Annotated in this window: 26 protein-coding genes and 1 pseudogene; 16 read left to right on the top strand and 11 right to left on the bottom strand. The window is 37.5% G+C overall.

What is annotated here, in order from left to right:
* Positions 1-24 precede the first annotated feature (24 nt).
* Positions 25-777 (top strand): class II aldolase/adducin family protein, encoded by a 753-nt coding sequence (locus F981_RS19225; protein WP_004724635.1) that lies wholly within the window; start codon positions 25-27, stop codon positions 775-777.
* Positions 778-860: 83 nt separating this feature from the next.
* On the opposite strand, the gene F981_RS19220 is transcribed toward F981_RS19225, so the two are convergent.
* Both F981_RS19220 and F981_RS19215 read right to left on the bottom strand, forming a co-directional pair.
* Positions 861-1,550: a pirin family protein gene (locus F981_RS19220; RefSeq protein ID WP_004724634.1), complete on the bottom strand. Its 690-nt coding sequence runs from the start codon at positions 1,548-1,550 to the stop codon at positions 861-863.
* Positions 1,551-1,724: 174 nt separating this feature from the next.
* Complete coding sequence (locus F981_RS19215) at positions 1,725-2,954, bottom strand: L,D-transpeptidase family protein (protein WP_004724632.1); 1,230 nt, start codon at positions 2,952-2,954, stop codon at positions 1,725-1,727.
* 609 nt (positions 2,955-3,563) lie between these two features.
* Between F981_RS19215 and hemE the strand changes: the two genes are divergently transcribed.
* The 4 genes from hemE to F981_RS19195 all read left to right on the top strand — a co-directional run bounded on the left by hemE (position 3,564) and on the right by F981_RS19195 (position 8,196).
* The gene (gene hemE / locus F981_RS19210) at positions 3,564-4,637 is read left to right on the top strand and encodes a uroporphyrinogen decarboxylase (protein WP_004724630.1); all 1,074 of its coding nucleotides are present in this window, start codon (positions 3,564-3,566) and stop codon (positions 4,635-4,637) included.
* Between the two features lie 21 nt (positions 4,638-4,658).
* The gene (locus F981_RS19205) at positions 4,659-5,465 is read left to right on the top strand and encodes a DUF817 family protein (protein WP_004724628.1); all 807 of its coding nucleotides are present in this window, start codon (positions 4,659-4,661) and stop codon (positions 5,463-5,465) included.
* Positions 5,466-5,608: 143 nt separating this feature from the next.
* A complete protein-coding gene (locus tag F981_RS19200) occupies positions 5,609-6,079 on the top strand; it encodes a DUF3015 family protein (RefSeq protein ID WP_004724626.1) in 471 nt (156 codons plus the stop codon).
* Between the two features lie 170 nt (positions 6,080-6,249).
* Positions 6,250-8,196, top strand: coding sequence for an Lnb N-terminal periplasmic domain-containing protein (locus F981_RS19195; RefSeq protein ID WP_004724624.1), 1,947 nt, complete (start codon positions 6,250-6,252; stop codon positions 8,194-8,196).
* A gap of 101 nt (positions 8,197-8,297) precedes the next feature.
* On the opposite strand, the gene F981_RS19190 is transcribed toward F981_RS19195, so the two are convergent.
* The gene (locus F981_RS19190; RefSeq protein WP_004724622.1) at positions 8,298-9,131 is read right to left on the bottom strand and encodes a helix-turn-helix domain-containing protein; all 834 of its coding nucleotides are present in this window, start codon (positions 9,129-9,131) and stop codon (positions 8,298-8,300) included.
* A gap of 310 nt (positions 9,132-9,441) precedes the next feature.
* Between F981_RS19190 and eat the strand changes: the two genes are divergently transcribed.
* The 4 genes from eat to F981_RS19170 all read left to right on the top strand — a co-directional run bounded on the left by eat (position 9,442) and on the right by F981_RS19170 (position 14,429).
* On the top strand, positions 9,442-10,872 hold the full coding sequence (gene eat, locus F981_RS19185; protein WP_004724619.1) for an ethanolamine permease: 1,431 nt from the start codon (positions 9,442-9,444) through the stop codon (positions 10,870-10,872).
* Positions 10,873-10,874: 2 nt separating this feature from the next.
* Positions 10,875-12,257 carry an ethanolamine ammonia-lyase subunit EutB gene (locus tag F981_RS19180; RefSeq protein ID WP_004724618.1) on the top strand — a complete coding sequence of 461 codons (1,383 nt, stop codon included), beginning with the start codon at positions 10,875-10,877 and terminating at the stop codon, positions 12,255-12,257.
* A gap of 15 nt (positions 12,258-12,272) precedes the next feature.
* Entirely contained in the window at positions 12,273-13,088 is an 816-nt protein-coding gene (eutC, locus tag F981_RS19175; protein ID WP_004724616.1) for an ethanolamine ammonia-lyase subunit EutC, read from the top strand.
* A 471-nt stretch (positions 13,089-13,559) separates the two neighbouring features.
* Positions 13,560-14,429 carry a metal-dependent hydrolase gene (locus tag F981_RS19170; protein WP_004724615.1) on the top strand — a complete coding sequence of 290 codons (870 nt, stop codon included), beginning with the start codon at positions 13,560-13,562 and terminating at the stop codon, positions 14,427-14,429.
* Between the two features lie 169 nt (positions 14,430-14,598).
* On the opposite strand, the gene F981_RS19165 is transcribed toward F981_RS19170, so the two are convergent.
* From F981_RS19165 to F981_RS19135, 7 genes are all read right to left on the bottom strand, one after another.
* Positions 14,599-15,345, bottom strand: a complete 747-nt coding sequence (locus tag F981_RS19165; protein ID WP_004724613.1) for a hypothetical protein — start codon at positions 15,343-15,345, stop codon at positions 14,599-14,601.
* Positions 15,346-15,461: 116 nt separating this feature from the next.
* Positions 15,462-15,821 (bottom strand): cupin domain-containing protein, encoded by a 360-nt coding sequence (locus tag F981_RS19160; RefSeq protein WP_004724611.1) that lies wholly within the window; start codon positions 15,819-15,821, stop codon positions 15,462-15,464.
* Positions 15,822-15,897: 76 nt separating this feature from the next.
* Complete coding sequence (folE, locus tag F981_RS19155; protein WP_171064926.1) at positions 15,898-16,446, bottom strand: GTP cyclohydrolase I FolE; 549 nt, start codon at positions 16,444-16,446, stop codon at positions 15,898-15,900.
* Positions 16,447-16,572: 126 nt separating this feature from the next.
* Positions 16,573-17,274 carry a Smr/MutS family protein gene (locus tag F981_RS19150; protein WP_004724606.1) on the bottom strand — a complete coding sequence of 234 codons (702 nt, stop codon included), beginning with the start codon at positions 17,272-17,274 and terminating at the stop codon, positions 16,573-16,575.
* Between the two features lie 192 nt (positions 17,275-17,466).
* Positions 17,467-18,273: an indole-3-glycerol phosphate synthase TrpC gene (gene trpC, locus F981_RS19145; RefSeq protein ID WP_004724604.1), complete on the bottom strand. Its 807-nt coding sequence runs from the start codon at positions 18,271-18,273 to the stop codon at positions 17,467-17,469.
* An 18-nt stretch (positions 18,274-18,291) separates the two neighbouring features.
* The gene (gene trpD, locus F981_RS19140; protein WP_004724601.1) at positions 18,292-19,338 is read right to left on the bottom strand and encodes an anthranilate phosphoribosyltransferase; all 1,047 of its coding nucleotides are present in this window, start codon (positions 19,336-19,338) and stop codon (positions 18,292-18,294) included.
* Positions 19,339-19,356: 18 nt separating this feature from the next.
* Positions 19,357-19,941: an anthranilate synthase component II gene (locus tag F981_RS19135; protein WP_004724599.1), complete on the bottom strand. Its 585-nt coding sequence runs from the start codon at positions 19,939-19,941 to the stop codon at positions 19,357-19,359.
* Between the two features lie 313 nt (positions 19,942-20,254).
* Here F981_RS19135 and F981_RS19130 point away from each other — a divergent pair, with 313 nt between their 5' ends.
* The 3 genes from F981_RS19130 (at position 20,255) to F981_RS19120 (ending at position 21,889) form a co-directional block, all read left to right on the top strand.
* Positions 20,255-20,569: a hypothetical protein gene (locus tag F981_RS19130; protein WP_004724597.1), complete on the top strand. Its 315-nt coding sequence runs from the start codon at positions 20,255-20,257 to the stop codon at positions 20,567-20,569.
* Between the two features lie 97 nt (positions 20,570-20,666).
* Positions 20,667-21,308: a TonB family protein gene (locus tag F981_RS19125; protein ID WP_004724596.1), complete on the top strand. Its 642-nt coding sequence runs from the start codon at positions 20,667-20,669 to the stop codon at positions 21,306-21,308.
* Between the two features lie 107 nt (positions 21,309-21,415).
* Positions 21,416-21,889 carry an ecotin family protein gene (locus F981_RS19120; protein WP_004724594.1) on the top strand — a complete coding sequence of 158 codons (474 nt, stop codon included), beginning with the start codon at positions 21,416-21,418 and terminating at the stop codon, positions 21,887-21,889.
* A gap of 58 nt (positions 21,890-21,947) precedes the next feature.
* Here F981_RS19120 and F981_RS19115 read toward each other — a convergent pair whose 3' ends face one another.
* Positions 21,948-22,415 (bottom strand): hypothetical protein, encoded by a 468-nt coding sequence (locus F981_RS19115; protein ID WP_004724592.1) that lies wholly within the window; start codon positions 22,413-22,415, stop codon positions 21,948-21,950.
* Between the two features lie 285 nt (positions 22,416-22,700).
* Between F981_RS19115 and F981_RS19110 the strand changes: the two genes are divergently transcribed.
* The 4 genes and pseudogenes from F981_RS19110 (at position 22,701) to F981_RS19095 (ending at position 24,748) form a co-directional block, all read left to right on the top strand.
* On the top strand, positions 22,701-23,219 hold the full coding sequence (locus tag F981_RS19110) for a tetratricopeptide repeat protein (RefSeq protein ID WP_004724590.1): 519 nt from the start codon (positions 22,701-22,703) through the stop codon (positions 23,217-23,219).
* A gap of 108 nt (positions 23,220-23,327) precedes the next feature.
* A complete protein-coding gene (locus F981_RS19105) occupies positions 23,328-23,609 on the top strand; it encodes a hypothetical protein (RefSeq protein WP_004724588.1) in 282 nt (93 codons plus the stop codon).
* Positions 23,610-23,693: 84 nt separating this feature from the next.
* Positions 23,694-23,963 carry a phage holin family protein gene (locus F981_RS19100; protein ID WP_004724587.1) on the top strand — a complete coding sequence of 90 codons (270 nt, stop codon included), beginning with the start codon at positions 23,694-23,696 and terminating at the stop codon, positions 23,961-23,963.
* Positions 23,960-24,748: pseudogene (locus tag F981_RS19095) on the top strand (NlpC/P60 family protein). Before F981_RS19100 ends, F981_RS19095 begins: the two are co-directional and overlap by 4 nt.
* Positions 24,749-24,778: the final 30 nt, after the last annotated feature.

Here is a 24,778-nt window from a genome sequence, read left to right as displayed (position 1 = left end):
ATTGGCAATAAAAAGGATTTTAGGATGAAACATCCAAAGCATATTGATAAGGCTGAATGGGAAGCACGTTGTCAGTTGGCAGCCCTTTATCGCTTGATTGCTCACTATAGAATGACCGATTTGATTGATACCCATATCAGTTTACGTGTCCCGCATGAGCCTGATCATTTTCTGATTAACCGCTATGGGGTGACATTTGATCAGATGAAAGCATCAGATTTGGTGAAGATTGATCATGAAGGGAATATCGTGGCCGATTATGATCAAGGGAAGATGGTCAATGTCGCAGGCTTCGTCATTCATTCTGCCTTACACCATGCCAAAGATGATATTCACTGTGTTATTCATACCCATACGGCAGACGGGATTGCGGTGTCTGCACAAGAAAAAGGTTTATTGCCTTTATCGCAACATGCACTGAAGTTTTATAATAATATTGCTTATCATGAATATGAGGGCATCGCGTTTTCCACCGCAGAGCGAGAGCGTTTGGTTGAGGATTTGGGCAATTACCGTTGCATGATTTTACGTAATCATGGTTTGCTCGCCACTGGTAATAGTATCGCAAGAGCATTTCACGAAATTTACTTTTTAGAACGGGCTTGTCAAGTTCAGATCAAAGCCATGAGTAGCTCAAAACTGCATTATCCGAGTAAGCAAATATGTGAATATACGGTGAAGCAATTTGAAAGTGATGCTGCTGAACCAATTATTCAGGCCGCTTGGAATGCTGCTCTATCATTGATTAAAGATCAGAAAAAAGATTATTGTGCTTAAACACTGCTGCTAACTTATTCAACAAGCTCGACATAAAAAAAACCTCCATATATTGCATACGGAGGTTTTTTATTGCATACGGATTAGCTGTTTAAATCAAACCAAATAAATTGGCTATCTTCATGTGCAGTGAGTGTTGAATCTTCGTCAAATAAATAAGCATCACCTGCTTTAACGACTTGACCGGCAATATCAATCTCACCTTCGATCACATGTACATAGTTAAATTTTTGGGTTGCTTTCACTTCAAGTGTGTGACCTTTTTCCAAATATGCCGCTTTAATTTCAGCATCTTGACGAATATGCATCGGCGCATTGTCATTTGGCCCCACAATCAATTGCCATTCATTAGGTGATTTTTTAGGATCACGTTCAATTTGTTGATAATTCGGTTCAGCATCTTGAACATTTGGAATCACCCAAATTTGTAGCATATGAACGGCTTCATCACCTTGGTTGATTTCACTGTGTTGTACACCTGTACCCGCACTCATCAATTGCCATTCACCGGCATGGATATGACGTTCATTTCCCATGCTGTCTTTGTGTGAAATGGTACCTTTGAGCACACAGGTCAAAATTTCCATATTGTCATGTGGATGAGTACCGAAACCTTTATGTGCTGCAATGGTATCATCATTGATTACACGTAAAGAACCAACACCCATATATTTAGGATCGTACCAGCTACCAAAAGAGAAACTATGTTTGGTGTCTAACCAACCCATTTTTACGTGACCACGGTTTTCGCTGTGATGTAAAAAAGTATTCATCTCAAGTCTCCAATTCTTTATTTTTTAACATGAGTGAATATTAATATTTAAGTAATTGGGATGAAATAGCAAAATAGCAACATATTGTTTTGTTTTTAGAACGATCAGTTTTTTATCTTTTGCAATAAAAAAACCAGTGTATGCACACTGGTTTTCATTTCATCAAGTATAAGATTATTCTAGGAATTTAACCGTTACACCTGATTTAACTTTTTTACCTAAGTCATTGGCATCCCAGTTGGTCAAACGAATACAACCATGTGAAGCTGTTTTCGAAATTGCAGATGGGTTTGGCGTACCATGAATACCAAATGATTTCTTACTCAAGCCAATCCAGATATTCCCTACAGGGGCATTTGGACCAGGTGGTAATGATAATGGTTTTAAGTTTTTGCCTTGTACAAAGTTACTTGGCGAGTAACTATACCAAGGGTTGCGTGCAACACCAGTAACTTTATACGTTCCTGTTGGCGATGGCGTATCAGAACTACCAATCGTGGCAGGGAATGAGCCGACCATTTGGTTTTGCGCATTAAATAAATACAATTGTTTCGCGCCTTTATGCGCCACAATTAAATGGATATTTTCAGGCAATTCGTTACGGATATTGGTGACAACGATCTTTTCACCAACTTTGTTAAATGTTGCTTTAGGATTAAGTTTCTTTAAGAACTCTTCATCCATATGGAATTTTTCACCCAGCATTTCGGTGACACGGGTGTAATACAAACCTGGCATTTTTGCTTGTAAAGCATAATCACGTGGAATTGATTTTGCATAAGGACCTTTTAGATCTTCAGCAGTTATCGTGTATTCCACAAAAGCAGGCTTATTGCCTTGTTGAGAAATTAATGCATCCCAAGTTTCTTTGGTCAGCTCACCCGTTGGTTTAATGCCATTCATTTGTTGGAATGAAGCAATGGCTTTCAGCGTATTCATACCGCTTGAACCATCAATTGCACCAGGTGAAGCATGTGCATTATTTAACATGACATGGGCACGAGCATAGACAGGGAATTGACCCTTGCCAATATTTTCGTACCATTCTGCATTGTTGATTCCATCTAAAGTCCAAGATGCTTTAGGCGCGTTGGGATTGCTTGCCGTTTTTGCAGTCGTGGTCTGTGGAGCCGATGGGGCAATAGCAGTACCTGAGTTTTTATCCTCAGTTTTTTCTAAATTTTGTAGCGTGTTTGCAGCTTTGTCTAAGTCTTGTTGCTCTTGCTGGCTTATCTGTGTTTCTACACTTGAAGCAGAACTGTCAATAGCAAGTGGATCAATAGGATCTTCAACGGGAGCAGCAACTTTTTTAGGCGTTAGAGGTTGCTCAGCTGTAGATGCAGCAAAAGCTGTACCTGTTAATAAACAGCTTAAACTCAAAGCAAGAATTGAGCGAACGAACATGTAGATCAACCTTAAGAATTATTCATAATTTATGACTAAAAATCTGGGTAAGTATTGCAGAAATTATAAGGTGTTGCAGTATTTGTTTTGTGTTAATCATTTTTTTCTATAGACATTTTCCCTGTCAGCTGGTTTTGTTTTATTTTCGTATACCAAACGAAATTTAAATCAAAGTTATAAAATCGGGTCTGTTGACAATTCGTCTACGTTTGCGACTACGTGTGTTTTTTAGGCGATACTAGGCACGGAGTATGAAATTTAGTCATTCTAAATGATAAGAAACATCGTTTCGCAAGGTAACACGTAGCGGCAAAAAACACGCTAGTCCCCCGCTGCGCCTTGCGCTGCAAACAAAGCAGTGCTTTGTTCTTGCTCAGGGTTGTGGCTAAAATTATCTCAGCCTACGTTATGAAACTCGAAAATAGTCTCGCTATTCTCATTCATGCTTTACGACGTATACGTCTCATGCTCAATTTTAACCTACAACGCAAGCCATTTATGAAATGTCAACAGACCCTAAACTTTATTGAGAAAAATTTTCTAGAAATGGTTATGTTGCAGGCCTTTTTGCTATGATGGGGCGAATTTAATTTTTGATTGGGAAAGTAAATGACGACCTTAAAAAATGATCGTTTTCTACGTGCCTTATTGCGTGAACCTGTAGATACGACTCCAGTTTGGATGATGCGTCAGGCTGGACGTTATTTACCAGAATATCGTGAAACACGTGCGAAAGCAGGTGATTTTCTTTCTCTTTGTAAAAATACAGAATTTGCTTGTGAAGTGACTTTACAGCCTTTGCGCCGTTATGAGCTTGATGCCGCAATTCTATTTTCAGACATTTTGACTGTTCCCGATGCTTTAGGTTTAGGGCTTTATTTCGAAACAGGTGAAGGCCCTAAATTCCATAAAACAGTTCGTACTGAACAGGATGTGGCAAATTTACCCAAATTCGATGCCAAATCTGATCTGGCTTATGTGATGAATGCGGTTTCAACCATTCGTTCGGCTTTGAGTGGTCAAGTGCCTTTAATTGGTTTTTCGGGAAGTCCGTGGACCTTGGCAACCTACATGGTGGAAGGTGGTTCAAGCAAAGACTTCCGTTTTACCAAACAGATGATGTATGCACAACCTGAAGTTTTACATGCTTTATTAGATCGTTTAGCCGATGCTGTAATTGACTATTTAAATGCTCAAATTGAGGCTGGTGCTCAAGCTGTACAAATTTTTGATAGCTGGGGTGGCGCATTAGCGCATCGTGAATATCTAGAATTTTCACTCAAATATATGCAGAAAATTGTTGCAGGACTAAAACGAGAGCATGAAGGGCGTAAAGTACCTGTGATCTTATTTACCAAAGGCGGTGGTCAATGGTTAGAGCCAATGATTGCTACAGGTGCAGATGCATTTGGTTTAGATTGGACAACCCCATTAAACGTGGCTCGCCAAACAGTCAATGGACGAGCAGCGCTACAAGGAAATCTAGATCCTGCAACATTGTATGGTTCAGCTGATTCTATTGAGAAAGCAACCAAAGCTATGTTGGATGATGCTTATGCCAATGGTGAGAAAACAGGTTATATCGCCAATTTAGGTCATGGTATTACACAATGGGTTGACCCTGAAAAACCAAAAGCATTTATTGACACTGTACACCAATACAGTGCCAAATTTTTAGGTTAACTTATTGTTGTAAATGCATTTATGATCTATTTTAAAGCATTATATGAATTTCTATTTAAGGCAGCGTCGGCTGCCTTATTTGGTATTTTATTGTTGATTGCATTTGTCATTACGGCAAGTATGGGCAGTCATGAATTTTATGGTTTGTTTCGTTATGACTGTTTATTGTTTTATGCGTTGATCATTCAAGCCTGCTTATTGTATTTAAAACTAGAATCGTGGGCAGAAGCGAAAGTTATTGCTTTATTTCATATCATGGCCATGGGTATGGAAATATTTTTAACACACCCACAAATTGCCTCTTGGCAATATCCGCAACCTGCCGTTTTTAAACTTTTGACCGTGCCTTTATTTGCAGGATTTATGTATTCGGCAGTCGGTAGTTTTTTTGCACGCTCACTGCGTTTGTATCAGGTTTCTTTTTTAAATTTGCCTAGTTTTGCCAATATGTTGAGTCTGGCAGTATTGTCATATATCAATTTTATGAGCAAATTCTTTATTCCAGATTTTCGTAATGTATTGTTCATTTGGAGTGTGGTAATTTTTTGGAAAACAAAAATTCGCTTTAAATTACAACAGCATGAATTTCAGCTTCCGATGTTACCGGTATTAGTTGTTTTGGCATTTATAATTTGGGTTGCTGAAAATATTAGTACTTTTAATAAAATTTGGTTGTACCCGAGTCAGGTGGATGCATGGCATATGGTGGGGTGGGGTAAGCTTGGCTCGTGGTATTTACTGTTACTTTTGAGTCTGGTTTTAGTACTTGAAATTCTCGGAGATCGCAATAAAAAGGGTGAATGGTCACTAAAAAAGTACAATAAATAATTCCGTAATTGTCATATTTAGATTTGCTTATCTAAATTTATGTGATAAATCTAAATAGGTGTAATCAAACTTACACATTAAGGAAAATAACAATTTACATATGTTGAATTAAAACAATGCATATGAAAATTCTGGAGAATTATATGTTAAAAAAAATCGCTTTGGCTGCTGTATTGGCTGCGGGTTCAAGTGTTGCTATGGCTGATCCAGATGTGGGTTGTGGTTTAGGATCGCAAGTTTGGGCTGGTCAATCTGGAAAAATACCTAAGATTTTAGCGGCAACCACCAATGGTCTTTTAACTAACCAATTATTAGGTATTACGTTTGGTACTTTAGGTTGTAATGGCAATGGTAAAGTGACTGCGCAAGTTGTGACCTTTACCAATGAAAACTCAGAAGCACTTGCACGTGATATGGCTGTAGGACAAGGTGAAAGTCTTAACGTACTTGCTTCATTGTTAAACGTTAAAGATGCAGATAAAGCACGTTTTAATGCTGTAGCGAAGTCAAACTTTGCAAGTATTTATTCAGCAGAAAATCAAAATTCTCTACAAGTATTAGCTTCACTTCAACAAGTGATGGCAAAAGACGAAGTATTAAAAGCTTACGTTTAATTGCGTCAAAAACCCTGTCTTGTTGCAGGGTTTTTTTTATTTAAATTTTATCAAACACATATTATTGAAAAATGAATCAAGCATGAGTGAACATTGGGCGAACTTTTGTATTGAGCCGACATTTTTTAATTGCGCAGTTTTATAATATATCTATATAAATTGATGATTGAATGAAATATTTAGCACTTAGTTTAAGCTTACTCAGTTCATTGTTTACCGTTCATTTGCATGCGGAATCACTTTTAGAGAATCAGCAGGCATTAGAAAACGCATTAAAACTAGCACAACAAAAACAATTAGCCAGTCATATTACATGGAAACGTTTACTTTATGCAGAAGATACCTCTGCTAAAGACTTAAATCACAAAAATGCAGGTCACAAAAACACAAATCAAAGCGAAGTCAGTTATTCAGGTTATTTCTTTGCTCAAGATGGTCGACAGAACATCCAAAATGAAATGAATGCAGATATCACTGCACTATTTCAAGTCGCCGATGACAATCAATCCATTCGTTGTAAATTTCCTGCACGTAGTCAATGGCTGATGCAACAACTGAATATTTCACAACAACAATTACCCGTTGTGTCCTGTACTGAGTTTGATCAATGGTATGCACAAATCAAACCCTACCAAGTGACTTTAATTTATGCGACTGATTTTATGGGCAATCCAAGCTCAATGTTTGGACATACCTTGCTTCGTCTCGATCCTAAAGATCAAAAGCAGCTCAACTTAGTCTCTTATGCTGTGAATTATGCAGCCACAGTAAACAGCGATGACAATTGGTCTTATGCATGGAAAGGGTTAGTTGGGAAATATCCTGGTGAATATTCTTTAATGCCTTATTATCGCAAGGTGAAAGAATATGGTGATTTTGAAAGCCGTAATCTTTGGGAATATGAACTGAATTTAAATCCTGAAGAGACCGCTTTTTTGGTAAAACATATTTGGGAAATGCAAAAAGTCAGTTTTCCTTATTATTTTGTCAGCGATAATTGTGCCTATCGTTTATTGGGGTTGATTGATTTAGTCCGTCCAAGTTCGAATTTACGCAAGCAATTTACATATGCAGCGATCCCGATTGAAACCATTAAAGCCGTAGAGCAACAGGGATTAGTACGAGAAGCGGTATATCGTCCAGCATTAGAAACACAATTAAATTCGCAGGCCAAACAACATGGTCATGCTTTGGCAAAAAAAGCTCATGCAATTGCGCTATTAGAACCACAACAGATGCAAGCGGCTATCGCTGATTACGATGATCAAGATCGTGCAAAAATATTAGAAATGGCCTATGACGATTTATATTTACAATTCGTTGCTCGTCAGGTCGATGCAAGCTTTACTCAACCGCGTTTTAGACAACTGCTAGGCTTACGTAGTCAAATCCCTATAGAGAAACAGCGTTTAGCACCTGTGCGTCCGAAAGTTGATCCAGTCAATGGACATGATTCACGTAAGTGGTCCGTTGAAGCGGGTGAGGTTCAGGATGAAAAATTTGTACAAATTGGTCATCGTCAGGCCTATCACGAACTAAAAGATCCACAGGGCGGTTTCCGTACAGGCACACAATTGTTGTTTCTAGATGGTGCAGCACAATGGCGAGATGATCGTCTTAAACTCGAACATCTCGACTTATTAACAGTAAACTCTTATAACCCCATTACCCCGTTTAAAATGCCAATAACATGGGGTTTTACTTTGGGTTGGCAGCAAGAAGCCATTCAAAATGGACAATTTACTGACCAGCAACAACATGGCGTGGTCAGTGCAAAAGCCCAATCTGGTTATACCCTTGCAGATGATGATCGTAAGCATCTCTGTTATGCGGAATTGCAAACACAGCTTCAAGCAGGTACATCATTGGATAAAGGCTGGCGTGTTGGACTAGGACCAACATTGGGCTGTCAAAATGTATGGTCAGATCGCTTAAACAGTATTGTTCAAGTTGAATTACCCTATTGGCAAGATTCAAGTGAGTGGAATTTACGTATCCAGAGCACACTGCAATATTCGCTCAATCGTCAAAATTCATTAAACGTCAATTGGGAATACCAACAACAAAACCAACTTGATTGGCAGAAAATAGGTTTAGGCTTTGTACATTATTTTTAAAGATGGATCTGTCAAATTGGATTTTAGAATGTTATTTCGAGAGTAGAGCTTTGAGAATGACATGTTGAGATAGGTATTAATCGATCGCAAGCCAAGGATGTTCATACAAGTAGATTATTGATCCTCATACTTAGAATCTGCTGCCAATTGTTTAGAAAAGGGCTTTTGGTTTTTATAAAGAAATCACCTTGGTACAGTTGCTTGACTGTATCAAGATAACCGGCATCGACAGCATCTTCCAACTCTTTAAAATCCGCATGAATTTCTGCCTGTATTTGATAGGTTCTTGCACAGATTAATTCGCCAACCTTATTTTTTAAATAAGAAATCTCAGATTTAAGCGTATTTAAACTGATCTGTTCATCGCCATAGAGATAAATATGTAGCTGTTCTAGGGTTAAGCCCAAAGGATTTAGAATCAAAATACAGATGATTTCAAACTGCCGTGGCGTTAAAAGGATCGACTGATCATTGATCATTATTTTCTGTGGTACTGAAAACGCATGAATGGTTAAACGATTAAAGGGCTGTGTATATAATTTTTGTGCAATGATCTCGGCGCATTGTGTAACGGCCAATTGTCCAAAAATATTTGCTTGATTTAAGCTGTGAAATAAAACCACTTCACCACAGGCTTCCCCTGATGTTAAATCAAGAATAGGCGCACTATAAATATAGTGTTGTGGCTTTGTTTCTAAAATCTGATCTTGCTGGAATCCTGCGAATGGATCTGTATTCACTGAACACCACAGTAGATTTTTTTGCAGATCTCTGATTTGTATAATAACAGCAGCGAGCAGCGCCGTATTGAGTAAATCCTGCTGACATTGAATCAGTGCGGATTGTAATGCTTGCTGGGAACGGGAGTTTGCTTGGGTAGGGGTTAAATTTTCATTTTTGCTTGTTGGTTTTTTAGCAGGTGGTTTTGAGTCCATCGCATAATCCATTTATGCATATATACTAAATAATATCTTAAATTAAATAAACAAATAACAAAGTAAATAAAATATATAAATTTCATTATTTTTCTTTTAATTATTCAATTTTCAATAACTTTTTCCGATTCTCTATGATGTGGGCTATTCAACTTTTCTCCTACCTTTGTTTGATAGATTCATTTAAAAGCAGTTTTTAACAACTGACAAGACGTGATGTTCATGGGATTGAACAAAAAACATTGACGTCATCCAAGGAAAGGCACTTTTTTTGCTTATACAAAAGAAGGCAAATTAAAAAGGAACGATGATGGACGCTCGAAATGAACAATCAACTATCGTAAAAACAGAAGATTCCAAAGAATATTTTGCTCAACGAGAATTAAAAAAAGGTGCTGTTGGCTGGTTACTCTTGGTCGGTTTAGGAATTGCCTATGTGATTTCAGGTGACTTTGCTGGATGGAACTTTGGTATCGCACAAGGCGGTTGGGGCGGTATGTTTGTCGCAGTGATTTTTGCTGCGATTATGTATTTATGTATATGCCTGTCGATGTCAGAAATGTCGACCATGCTTCCTACAGCAGGTGGTGGATACAGTTTTGCTCGTATGGCTTTTGGACCATTTGGCGGTTACTTAACAGGAACAGCGATTCTGATCGAATACGCCATCGCTCCAGCAGCAATCGCGACCTTTATTGGTGCATATTGTGAATCCTTGTTTGGAGTGGGTGGATGGTTAATTTATTTAATCTGTTATTTGGTTTTTATGGGGATTCATTTAAAAGGCGCAGGTGAAGCACTTAAAATCATGTTTGTGATTACCGCAATCGCAGTGGTTGCAGTGGTGGTATTCCTTGTTGCGATGATTCCTCACTTTAACAGTGCCAATCTATTCGATATTGCAGTTGACTCATCTAAAGCTGGTGCGAGTAGCTTTTTACCCCAAGGTTATATAGGAATCTGGGCAGCAGTACCGTATGCAATCTGGTTTTTCCTTGCTGTAGAAGGTGTTCCTTTAGCTGCAGAAGAGGCCAAGGATCCGGCTCAATCATTACCACGCGGTTTGATTGGTGCAATGCTGATCTTGGCTGCTTTTGCTATCTTGATTTTAATATTGAGTGCAGGTGCAGCAGGTGCAAGTGTACTTAAAGATTCAGGTGCACCTTTGGTGGATGCGCTGGTTAAAGTATATGGGCACGGCATGTTGGCGAACTTTGTAAACTTTGTTGGCTTAGCAGGTTTAATCGCGAGTTTCTTCTCGATTATCTATGCCTATTCGCGGCAAATTTTTGCACTTTCTCGTGCGGGTTATTTACCCACGTCTTTATCATTAACCAACAAAAATAAATCACCATATTTAGCCGTGATTATTCCGGGGATTATTGGCTTCTTATTGTCATTGACCAAACAGGGTGATTTACTGATTTTGATTGCGGTATTTGGTGCGACGATTTCTTATGTTTTAATGATGATGGCGCATATCAAATTACGTATTTCACAACCTAATGTATATCGTCCATATCGAACACCTGGTGGTATTTTTACTTCCAGTATTGCGTTGATCTTATCAATTGTCGCCGTGGTTGCGGGTTTCCTGGTTGATCCTAAAGTCTGGTTTATCGCTTTGGGTATCTATGTGGTCTTCATTGTCTATTTTCTTGTTTATAGTCGTCATCATCTGATTTCAGGCACACCAGAAGAAGAATTTGCTAGCATTAAGGCAGCAGAACAGGAATTATAATTATGAGTTATCGTTATAGCGTTGCTCAGCAACAATATATTTTCCAAGATTTAAAAACCTTAATGGCTAAGGCTACTCCATTACGTTCTGGTGATGAGTTGGCAGGTGTTGCTGCCAGTAATGCAACGGAACGTGTGGCAGCACAGATGGCCTTGGCAGAAGTCCCGTTAAAAACTTTTTTAAATGAGACGGTTATCGACTATGACAAAGACGATATTACGCGTTTAATTATTGATGAGCATCGTGCTGATTTGTTTGCGCCAATTGCGCACTTTACTGTGGGTGATTTTCGCAATTGGTTGTTGAGTGAAGATGCAACTTCTGAAAAATTGGCCAATTTAGCCAAGGGTTTAACGCCAGAAATGGTTGCTGCTGTGAGTAAAATTATGCGTAATCAGGATTTAATTCTGGTTGCAAGTAAATGTGAAGTGGTGACGCAATTTCGCAATACGATTGGTTTAAAAGGTCATTTATCAACCCGCTTACAACCAAATCATCCAACCGATGATGTATTGGGTATTTCGGCCAGCTTATTGGATGGCTTGATGTATGGTAATGGTGATGCTGTGATTGGGATTAATCCAGCCACAGACAACTTACATAATTTGTCGGAATTGTTAAAGTTACTTGACCATATTATCCAAGAATATGAAATTCCCACGCAATCTTGTGTGTTAACCCATATCAGTTCTGGGATTCAACTTGCAGAACGTAATATTCCAATTGATTTAATGTTCCAATCCATTGCGGGTACGCAATTGGCCAATGAAGGCTTTGGTGTTACCTTGGATTTACTTCAGGAAGGTTATGAGGCGACTTTAGCACTCAATCGAGGGACAATAGGTCAAAATGTGATGTATTTTGAGACTGGACAGGGCAGTGCCTTATCCAGTAATGCGCATCATGGTGTGGACCAGCAAACCATTGAAGCGCGAGCCTATGCAGTGGCACGTAAATACAATCCATTATTGGTCAATACTGTGGTTGGGTTTATCGGTCCAGAATATTTGTATGACGGGAAACAGATTATTCGTGCAGGGTTAGAAGATCACTTCTGTGGCAAATTACTCGGTGTACCTATGGGTTGTGATATTTGTTATACCAATCATGCCGACGCAGATCAAAATGATATGGATGTGTTACTCACGCTATTTGGTGCTGCGGGAATTAACTTTATCATGGGAATTCCAGGTTCGGATGATGTGATGTTGAATTATCAAACCACATCATTCCATGATGCTTTATATTTACGTCAGTTAATGGGATTAAAACCTGCCCCTGAGTTCTCGGCTTGGTTAGATCAGCAAGGAATTTTGCACCAAGAACAACGGCAAATTCATTGGCCAAGCAGTATGCCAAAAAACTTTGCTAAATTATTATCATAAAAAGGAGAGTAAACCATGAAGCTCTCAAAACTTGAAACTTTTCCAAATGGCTTTCATGAAGATCCTTGGCATAAGTTAAAACAATATACTGATGCTCGTATTGCGATGGGAAGAGTAGGATGTAGCATTCCAACTCAAGAACTGCTTAAGTTTCAACTCTCACATGCACAGGCCAAAGATGCTGTTTTTCACCAATTAGATACTGAAAATATGCAAGCTCGGCTTAGAGATTTAAAATTTGAAAGTCTCATTGTGGAAAGTAAAGCAACCGACAAAGAAGTATATTTAAAGCGTCCTGATTTGGGCCGTGAGTTATCGGAACAGGCTCAAACTCAACTCACGACTTATGTGCAACAGCACCCACAACAATATGATGTATGTATTGTGGTTGGTGATGGCTTATCAGCACGAGCAATAGAAGAGAATGCCATTGCCTATATCAATTCCTTACGTGAACATATTGATGCTGAAGGCTGGAAACTGGCGCCGATTGTGCTTGCAACTGGGAGTCGTGTGGCATTGGGCGATGAAGTTGCACAAAGTTTTAATGCACCCTTATTGATTATGTTGATAGGCGAACGGCCTGGTCTAAGCTCACCTGACAGTATGGGGGTGTATTACACTTGGAAAGCGCGAAAAGGCAGTATGGATTCAAGCCGAAACTGTATTTCCAATGTACGACCTGCAGGGCTGAGTATTCAAATTGCCACACAACGTTTGATGGCATTGATGCGTAATTCATTTAAATTACAACTTTCAGGGGTTGATTTAAAAGATGACCACGTTGTTCCATTACAAAGCGATGAGCATCCTAAAAAATTATTATTCTAACGGCCAAATTTTTATATCTTGAACAAATCAGTGCCTTGATGTTTAAGGCATTGCTTTGAAAATACTAAAGTATTTGTTCAAGCTTAAGTGTTGTGTGAACCTTTTAAGTTTAAAAAATAAATCAAAAAACTAAGTGTATTTCTCTTAAATATCCAACATTTAATTCCAGCCATAACTCAGCGTTTTTATTGAATATGCTTGATGTGGCATTTCAGCAAAGTCTATTTTTGAACTGAAAAAGACATTTTGACGATCCACTTTTTGCACAATTTAGATCATGCTGTTGATGGTATCGCAAGCATATATCGACATGCTTCGAGAAACTTATTAGATCGAACTATCAGAAAAAGGGATGCAATGACATGTAAATGAGTCGAAATGACCTATGGAATTAAACCCAGTTAAGTAAAATTCTAATAAGCGCACCAGCTAAATTAAAAAAATGATAATCAGCCAGAGGCAGGATCAACCATGGGCATTTTAAAAAAATTTATTAAATCGAGTGTGTATCATGAGCCATTACCTATTCGCCGTGATGTCAGATTTAATTTACCCGCAGAGCGAATCGCAGATTGGCATACCGCCGCAGGTCCAATTTTTACCGCATTGCTAAATACGTTTTCTATTGTCTTGCCTATTGGCGAACGCTTCTTTATTGATGCGGTAAGGGCACATCGTGATTTAGTCCAAGACCCAGAATTACAAAAAGCGGTGACGGCTTTTATTGGTCAAGAAGCAATGCATGGACGTGAGCATGAAGAATATAACCAAGCCTTATTTGCACGCTCACCGATTGCACCAAAATTTGAAGCATTGGTTTTAGAGATTTTTGGTCTGCTTAAACAGCATTTACCTGCATATTTTTGGCTCAGTGGAACAATTGCATTAGAACATTTTACCGCTTTATTGGCAGATTCTGTATTACGGACACCTGAGTTATTTGAAGGTGCTGAAGAACATTATGCCAATATCTGGCGTTGGCATGCTTTTGAAGAAACAGAACATAAAGCTGTGGCTTTTGATGTATGGAATACCGCAATGGGGCATGGTCCTTATGCCTATGCTGTTCGTAGTTTTGGATTGGTGGTCGCAACGATTGTGTTCTGGGGCTTAGTGATTCCTGTATTCTTGACCATTGTTAAAGGAGAAGGGAAGTTAAGTGATTTATCTAGCTGGAAAAAGACCTATCATTATACCTTTGGTGGCATAGGCGTATTGAGAAAGCAATTGGGAAATTATATCGATTATTTCCGTCCAAACTTCCATCCGTGGGACCATGAGAATCGTCAATACATGCAACAAATGGAACAATTGATTTATCAATTGGCTGAAAAAAAATAATCAAATATCATATTTAAAGGATTGTCTGTGTGTTTGTGATATATCGCACAGCACATGATTTTGAACAGCTTATCGAGTAGATCATCATGGTGATTTACTCGACTAGCTTTAAATCTGTATGAATTAGAAAAACTTGAGAAAAATGATTCAACTCAATCATTGATACAAACTATTTAAATAATGTGCCTGCTTGAGAAAGGATCTTTTTACCTTTTTGAGTGACTTCTAATGTGACATCTGCTGTTTCATTTGACCCTAAAACATTACGATAAACTACATATTGATATGTACCACTGTTAAAAATGTAGTGGTGATTACCGCCTGAACCATCCATTTCAACACGACCTTGATTTAAAATCAGATCAGGTTTTGTCGCTTGGGACTGTTTTGTTCCCCAAGATGCATAACGGTATTTACCATTGGGCATAGCATCTATACGCACTTGAAATTTGGCTGTTTTAAACTGTAATTCAGGTGTTTTAAAATTTTTAACTGATGAATGTAATTGATTTTTCTGTTGTGAAATCAATTGCGCTTTATATTTTTGTTCAGCATCACTACTGTAGTTGATGGCTTTAATTTTATGACCATCTAACCATATTGTGCCGCCATTGAGCATCACACCACGCCAACCCATGCTTTCCCATTGTGATGGTTTTGAGTTGGCGATCTCTTGAATAAGTTGAGGATCAAACACTTGGTTAAAGCGTTGTTTCATCTGGGATGCATTGGCAATACCTGGGATGGGTTCTTCACGATGTAAGGGATAGACAATGTTGTTTGAAATCGCTGTGATATTTTTATTTTTAAATAATTTAATGACACTTTGCACATCTTTTAATTCGTTGGCATTTAGATTGTCAGCAAAGGCAGTGGAGGTAGTCAACGCTGAAATAAAGATCAGTAAATTTTTCATTTAAAATATGGTATAAGGCTGAGATAATTTAAATCATATAGTTTTAAGTGGACAATAAGCGAATGTTTTACAAATATAAGCTATAGGAAAGCAAAAAAATCACAAGTTTTACTGACTCAAACTTCAACCACAACAAAATATTTTTTAACTGCTTCAAGCACTTCAAATGTACCGATAAATGAAGGTGGGATAATTCCTGCTTCACCAGCTTTAATTTCTACAAATGATGAGGTGTTTTTATCATGCAAACGTACAGTACCTTCAATTAGCTGAAAAAATTCCTGTTTATTGTCTGCAAATTGAATATCCCATGCACCGACCTCGCATTGCCAAATACCACAATTCATATTGGGATGTTCATACAAACTTTGCGTGAGTCGTTTGGGATTTCCTTTAACCAATCGCTCTGCACGAGGATAATCGATAGTGGTTTCACTGTGCGTTAAACCATGACCTGCCAACCAAATTAAAGACATTGTAAAACCCTATCGTAAAATAAAGCCTCAATAAAATGAGGCTTTGATATTTATATTGCTTGCTGAATGATTAGTCTTAATGTGCTTCAGGCACGGCAGATAAAAACTCACGACGTGCTTCTTTATCTGTTTTAAAATCACCCACAAATGACACGGTACGTGTGGTCGATTCTTGTTTGCTGACACCACGCATCATCATACACATGTGCGCTGAATCAATGACCACCGCAACACCACGTGCTTGAGTAACTTCAGCCACTGCATCTGCAATTTGCTTGGTCAACTGTTCTTGAATCTGTAAACGGCGAGCAAACATTTCTGTGATACGGGCAAATTTAGACAGTCCTAAAACATTGCCAGAAGGGAGATAGGCAATATGTACACGACCATGAAAAGGCAATAAATGATGCTCACATAACGAATAAAATTCGATATTCTTTACCAAGACCATTTCATCATTATCAGAAGGGAAGACCGCATTATTGGTCACTTCTTCCAACGTTTTGCTATAGCCAGACGTCAAGTACGAAAAAGCTTTAGCCGCACGCATAGGCGTATCTTTCAGACCAGGACGGTCTAAGTCCTCGCCAACGGCAGTTAAAATATTTGCGTAGGATTGCTGCATAGACATAAAACGTGTTCACTTATACGGTTTGAACAAGGACGGCATTGTATCAGAAAAATGAATAATATTTTCTAATTACAAGATAAACCGACACTTAAGAGAGTTTTGATCATTTAAAACAAATGATCATGGATTTCCATTTGATTTTGGATTTCTTTCAGCACGTTTCAGTAAAACCAAAACTGCGCCTGTGCCACCTTGTTTTTCAGGAGCACTGACAAAAGCTAAAACATCACGATGTTGACGAAGCCAGCCATTCACATAAGTTTTGAGTATGGCTTCTGGGCCTTTGCCATGGACAATTTTAATGACATTTTGGTTTTCATCTTTTGCCATTTGAATGATTTGCAATACAGCAGAACGCGCTTCTTCAACAGTACAACCATGTAAATCAACAGCTTCAAACCAGCGTAGATTACCAGCTTTTAAGTCTTCAAAAACTTTATGTTGTAGTGTTGCGATGCGATAGCTTAAAGCCGCCTGACTTGCAACAGGATTTAAAATTGCTTGAGTATCTGACAATTCTGCATCATTAATTTCAAATGCACCTTCAGCCGCCGCGCGTTTGGCAAGGATTTTTGCATCTGGTTTTTTGCGCAAATCACTACGCTCGATTTTGGCAATATTGCCGTTATCGAGTTTGGTTACACCGCCGAGTGCGGTTTTAAACAAATCAGCATCATCTAACTCTTCAGGTGCTGTTACTTGTGTATTCTTACTTTCAGGTTGCACTGCAACTTTTGAAGAATGCGGAGGAGTGATTTGTTTTTTGAATTGTTTTAATAAATCAAGCTGTGATTTAGAGAATGTGGAATCAGATTTACTCATAATTGCAAAAAACAGTAAATGGACGGTATTAGGCGCTCAGTATAGTCTGAATCTTGTCAAATTTGAACTGAATTGAATTCACACCGTTATATCTGCGTTGATCGTGACTTGAATGTTGGGAATTTCAAAATTTAAAGGGGGGAGTGGGGAAAGATAAAAACAAGGTGAGCGAACTCACCCTTTGACTTTTAATTAAACTGTTTCAGGCAGACCAAACAACGCATTAAATGCATGATCAGGGCGTGGTTGCTTCATAAAGCTTTCACCCACAAGGAATGAATGAATATCGTGTTCTTGCATCATGCGCACATCATCTGGTGTTGCAATACCACTTTCAGTGATCAGTAAACGTGATGGTGGAAGTAACTTCTTCAAACGCAATGAGGTATTTAAATCGACATCAAAGGTTTTTAAATTACGGTTATTCACACCCAGTAAACAACGCTCTGAAAGTTGCAATGCACGTTCCAGTTCAGCTTCATCATGAACTTCAACCAAAACATCAAGGTTCTGCTCAAATGCGGTCTTTGACATTTCTTCAAGTTGTTGATCTGACAAACAAGCCACAATCAATAAAATACAGTCGGCATGTAAAGCACGTGCTTCGATAACGCCGTAAGGATTAATCAAAAAATCTTTACGTAGTGCAGGTAATTCACAGTGACTACGGGCGATCTGAATATTTTCATCAGCGCCTTGAAAGAAATCTAAATCTGTTAAAACAGATAAGCAGGCTGCACCGGCTTGCTGGTATTGTTGAGCAATTTCAGCAGGGTTAAAGTTTTCACGAATCACCCCTTTTGATGGCGAAGCTTTCTTAATTTCAGCAATTACACCTGGGCGTTTGCTGTATAAAGATTTTGCAAAACCACGCACAGGCGTTGCAGCTTGGGCAAGCGCTTCAACATCGTTTAAACTACGTTGTTTTAAACGTTGAGCAAATTCTTCGTATTTACGATCAACAATTTTACCCAACATTGTATTGGCAATATCCACCATGATAACGTCCTCTAATCCTTAAGCTTCATACTCTTTGAGTGTTTTGGTAAATTCAGACAAAATGCCCATTTTTTCTAAAGCTTGCCCACCATAGATAATATCATGTGCTAAAGCGACACCTTGTTTATAACTTTTGGTCAGACCTGAAACATAGATACCAGCACCTGCATTTAATGCCAGCATACTGGCTGCTTTTTCACCTTTTGCTGATTTCTTCTTACCGAGTGCATCTTTGATTAATGCTAGGCTCTCAGCAGCACTATCAACAGAAAGACCAGTTAAGGTTTGAGATTCAATATCTACATCTTCTGGTTGAATCATCCATTCCGTGATTTCACCATTTTTTAATTCAGCAACATAAGTTGAGGAAGCCAAACTGATTTCATCTAAGCCATCTTTAGAATGAACCACCATGACATGTTCAGCCCCCAGTTGTTTTAAAACTTCGGCCAATGGTCGACACAATTCTGTAGAAAATACACCAATCACATAGCGACGTACCCCAGCCGGATTCGTAAGCGGGCCAAGGAGATTGAAAATACTACGGAAGCCCAATTCTTTACGAGGACCAGCCGCATATTTCATTGCTTTGTGATGATTTGGGGCAAATAAGAAGCCAACCCCCATTTCACGGATGCATCGTTCTGTCTGGTGCATATTTAAATCAAGGTTAATCCCAGCCTGTTCTAAAAGATCAGACGAGCCTGATTTAGAAGAAACACCACGATTTCCATGTTTTGCAATAGTTGCACCTGCTGCCGCAATAACAAATGAAGAGGCAGTAGATACGTTAAATAGGTTTTGTCCATCACCACCCGTGCCAACAATATCAATTAAATGCGGGATATCACCCACATCAATTTTAATTGCAAACTCACGCATTACACGTGCGGCAGCGGTGATTTCGTCAATACTTTCACCTTTTAAACGAAGTCCCATCATAAATGCACCAATTTGGGCATCTGTGGCTTCACCACGCATGATGGTACGCATCACTTCCTCCATTTGAGGTTGAGTGAGTTCGATATTTTTAGTGATGTTATTTAAAGCTTGTTGAATATTCATTATCTTGTACTACGCATATTAAGCATAAATTTCTAAAAAGTTTTTAAAGATCTGATGACCATGTTGACTCAGAATGGATTCTGGATGGAACTGCACGCCTTCAATTGGCAATGTCTTATGTTTGACACCCATAATTTCTTCGATAGAACCATCTGCTTCATTGGTCCAGCAAGTAACTTCCAGACATTCAGGCACACTGGCTTGATCAATCACGAGTGAATGATAACGTGTTGCTGAAAATGGAGAAGGTAAGTTGCTGAAGATCCCTTGGTCACTATGATACATGTCGGATAAACGACCATGCATCACCGTTTTGGCACGCACAATTTCACCGCCAAAAGCCTGACCAATTGCTTGGTGACCTAGGCATACACCGAGTGTTGGAATTTTTCCTGCAAAATGCTGAATTGCAGGGATAGAGATTCCTGCTTCAGAGGGTGAGCAAGGACCAGGACCAATCACTAAGTACTTTGGTTGCCATCGTTCGATATCCTCTAAGGTCACGGCATCATTGCGAACAACTTTAACGTCTTGGTTTAACTCGCCAAAATATTGGACAATGTTATACGTAAAGCTATCGTAATTATCGATCATTAGAAGCATATCAAACTTAACCTTTTGAAATATATCGCTTAATGTGTAGACTGGATGTGAAGTTACTCACAATGTTACTCACTTTGCTAAGTGTCTATTTAAACAACAGCTTTTACAAAAAAGCCGCTATCTAAGCGGCTACTTTAGCAGATTTTTTACATTTTGTGGCTACAGCTTCATTCACATCACTATTTAACCAGAAACTACGCACATCCTCCTTTTGATGATGGAGGTGATTCTGTTATTTATTCGATCTCAAAGCGAAGGTTCCTTTTTGAATTAATTATTAGTATCTTGTTTTAAAATAAAACGTGAATTTATTATGAAAAAAACATTTTTATTCTTATTTTTACTTTCAAGCACAACTGTATATGCATATGAACAGGACGCTTGTCAGGTTATGAAAAATATGGCATCTATGTTAATGACCGAATATCAACAAGGTTTCGATATAGAAAATTATCTACAAGCTACAAGTGGGAAGTTATCGGAAAACCAATCTTTACTACTCATTGATATGATTTCTAATGCAAAACAATATCAAATATACGCTACTGATTTTGCTAAAGAGCAAGCTATTGAGAATTATGCAAATGAGTGGCGAGAAGATTGTGAAAGAAATATTGAACCTGAATGAGTTAATCTAAAGTTATTAAACCAACTGAGGGTGGTTTTTTACACCCCAAAAGTCAAATTTATAGACTTATAAAAACACTAGTTTAAGCGAACTTTATATGAAAATTTTAAATATAGTTTTAATTGCACTTACGTTTTATCTAGGATCAAACGTTCAAGCTCAAGAAGGGCAAAAAATTACAAATAATACAATGTTAGTCAGGTGGATGAGAGCACCAAAAGTCTCGTTTAAAAATGAATTATTAGAAGGCTATGACAGGAATGTCGTAATCTCATTTAAAACTGATGCGAGTGGCAAGGTTGAACACGCTGAGGTGTTTAAAAGTAGTGGACTGGAAGAATTAGATCATAAAGTATTAAGGGCTGTTCAAATATCTAAATTACGAGTTTGGAATGAAGGGGAAGAGAAAACCAATTACCCAGCTCGTGCAAAGCAGCCTTTTCAATTTAATGTTTCAAGAGAAGTGAGATATAAAAGTGAACCAATGATTTTTGTAAAAAAATCAGATTTAAAGGGTGAAGATAGATCAATAACGATCTATGCAGAAGCTGATGATAATGGGAAATTAACTAAAGCCGAGATTACTGAAAGTAGCGGATTAACTAAATTGGATAATTATGTATTAAACGAATTTCGAGAAAAAGCAAGTTTTCTCCCATTAAGTATTAATGGCAAACCATATCCACTTAGAAAGACAAAAAAATTTACTTTTTCTTTAGTTTCAGCTAATGAAGGATAGTTTATTTCTTTTCTATAAATTTTTAGTAAAACCAAACCTCTCTCGGGAGGTTTCTTTTTAACCCTATTATTAGTATCTTGGTCTAAATTTATAATTTAGGGTGGGGTATGAAAAAAGTTCTTATTTTATGTTTGTTCTCTATCTCGGTCAGCGCTTATGCTAATAAGAGTGCTAATGATTTAAACGTATATCCAGAAGTTAAAAAAGATCAAAATAGAAATGTAATTTTATTAGATCCTAAGGAAAATGAAGAAGACTATAGAGTCTTAATCACTGCTTCTATGGAGGGTATGCAAGATTGTAATACCAAAAGTCGATCTGCAAAGTATACTAAAAAATTAGTTGAGGGCATGCAATATCCTTATTATGAAGTTGGTAAACTAGGTAACATAATTACGACTTTAATGGGTTGTTCTGAGATGCCTAAAATGGGTGAGATTCCTATTAACTTAAACGGTAATACTATACTTAATTACAATAGTAAACTTCCGATAGTTGTCTATGCGTCTAATGGTATTAAAATTAGCTCCAAGATTTTTAAGTTGGAAGAGATAAAGAAATCTAAGATACTTAATGATTAGGTATTGATTGTGTTATTACCTCCCAAGGGAGGTTTTTTATTTCTTCAATGCAAATTTTTTACATCATATAAAAATGTTCATTTAGCCATTCTTTTGCAGCATCTTCTGAAGAGAAATTTTTAACTATTGTATCGTTTGAATCAATAAATATAATTTCTAGATGGCTAAAGTCTTCATTGTTATTGTAGATGGTATTTATATGTGAAATCTTTTCATAATCTGAATGACTATAGCAATTTGAGGTGAGTTCAATTGCATCAATGGTTGATAGTTTTGAGTTTTCATAAAAACCTCCAGTGTTTTTGAAATCGGGCATTAATGATAAAAATTTTTCTATCCAATCACAACAATCATACCAAGAGTCAAAGTTCTTTAAGTTTTCAAATTTTTCAGTTGAAATAGGTTCTCTTAAGGTTGTAAAAATGATTTGTGCAAACAGACGAGAATATTTTATATCAGTAAAATCCACAATGTTGTGAGCACATAAGTAATGTCCTTGATAATCTTCCACAAATATTTTTTTCATAAGTTTGGTGTACTGGATGGTTAATGATTTATTTTTTTAGCTTATGAGTTCAATATCCAATCCTCTAGATTGAAAAATACTGAAGCTGGGTATACAAAATGATTCCAATTAGCTGACATAGTGATAAAAATGTTTTGATTAATATTTAACAAATTAGTTAATACACAATTTGTCATATATTTATATTATCATGGATCAAAATTTTATAGACAAACCTGACTTATATTAGGGTGAAAATTGAATAATTTCAAACAAATATTTATTATTTTAGGACTCATTTTTTCCATGGAAACATTAGCTAATCCGACATTTTCAAATGAATTATTATCTAAAGCCAAAAGTGGCGATGCTGTTGCCCAATTGGAGTTAGCCGATGTATATATTCATGGTTATGGTATTGATGAGGATGAAACTCAAGCTGAATTATGGGCTACAAAGTCTGCTGAAAATGGTAATGCTAAAGCGATGTATTGGCTTGGTGATGGATATGCAACTTATGCTGGGTTGGTTGAAGATATGGATCCAGCTGATGCTGATGAACATTACAAAAAAGCATTTACTTGGTTTTCAAAAGGCTTAGATCAAAATCATTCTGAATCTATGGTTGGCTTAGCGAATTTATACAGTCGAGGTGATGGCATCAATAAAGATTCTCAAAAAGCATTAGAAATCCGCAAGAAAGCTGCTTCACTAGGAAATAAAGAAGCAATGAGAGATATTGCATTTATGTACGAACATGGCTTAGGGGTCGAAGAAAATAAAGAAACTGCAAAGTTGTGGCAAGACAAAGCAAGCGATAAATAAATTAATAAAACCAAGATAGAATGTTTAGTGAAAAGGAATCACCATCGAGAGGTTTCTTTTTTGTATAAAAATTAGTATCTTGGATTAAATCTATATCTTGGATAAGATATGAAAAAACTTATAATTTATCTCTTTACAGCATTTTTACTAATTTCTAGTATATCTAGCTTATTCTATGGTCTTGATTTATTTGAAACTTACCATTCAAAGGGTAAGGAAACGCCAGATAAAATATATTCTGTTTCATTAAATAATCATGGCTCGGTTCATTATGTATCTAAAGAACAGAATAATAGAATTAATTCCTTTTTTTATATTGCAGTGATCAGTTTTATATTTTCAGCTGGTGGGCTTGCTTGGATTCAAAAAAATAAAGTTGGAGGTAACTAACGTGAAAGACTTAAATCGCAAAATCGAATGTTAATCAAACCCACTCAACAGAGTGGGTTTTTTATTGGACCCAATTTATGAGCAATGAAAAATTTACTATTCATTCTTGCAATGGGGGCATGTATTGGATTTGCCAAACTACTTGTCTCTGGTGGAAAACTTACATGGCGTTTAGCTATTGGCCGAACAACTTTAGGAGCAGCAAGATCAACGATAGCGGGAGCAATTGTTTTACAGGTTCCTGATATAAACCCTCTTACTTTGATCGCAATAGTATCAACATTAGGTATTTTAGGAAGTACGTTTATTGAGTCTTGGCTTAAACGCCAAGCAAACACGTGGAGTATTAAATGAAATTAATCGATAATTGGAAACAGTCATACAAGCTTAAATCACTACAGATCGGCGCAATAAGCGCCATTTTTTTGTTTTGAGTTTATTCTCTGAGCACTTTTGACTCTATGGAATATTATTCCTCAAGAGTTCAAAAACTCAATTCCCGAATAATGGAAAGAATATGTTGGCGCTTTTGTTGATGTAGCTTTGATTATAGCTCGTTTGAAAAAGCAGCCAGAATTGCGTGAGCCTCAGTTAAATTTAACCACCGTCAATACACTGATCTCAACACTGGTATCAAATACAAATGATTTAGCTTGGATGGTCGAAGCCAAAAAACATTTAGGTTTAAAAGAAAATACAAGCAAAACAGCTCATAACCCAACAATCCTAAAATGGCTTCAATCCTTGGGTTCATGGTGGCAAGAAGATGAAACACCTTGGTGCGGTACATTTTTGGCGTGGTGTCTAAAATCTACTGGTGTGGCATATCCAAAACATTGGTACTGCGCACTTGATTATGTGAACTATGGATTTAAACTATCAAAACCAGCCTATGGCTGTGTAGCAATCAAAACTCGAAGCGGTGGTGGCCATGTTTGCTTTGTTGCAGGTCGGGATAGTAAGACAGGTAGTTGGTCTGTATTGGTGGAAATCAATCAAATATGGTTTGTTATGCGCTTTATAATGAATCTGACTTTCAGGAATTTCGATGGTATGGGAAAACAAGTAAACCTGCTGAGTTTCGTTATGATTTGCCTGTTTTAAAAGGTGTATCTGCAACTGGAGTAACGGAAGTATAAAGTGAAATGCCCTCAATTGAGGGCTTCAAT

Source organism: Acinetobacter guillouiae CIP 63.46, assembly GCF_000368145.1.
Lineage (GTDB): Bacteria > Pseudomonadota > Gammaproteobacteria > Pseudomonadales > Moraxellaceae > Acinetobacter > Acinetobacter guillouiae.
Note: the sequence above shows the minus strand (reverse complement) of the source record. Positions and strands in the feature narration are given on the sequence as shown.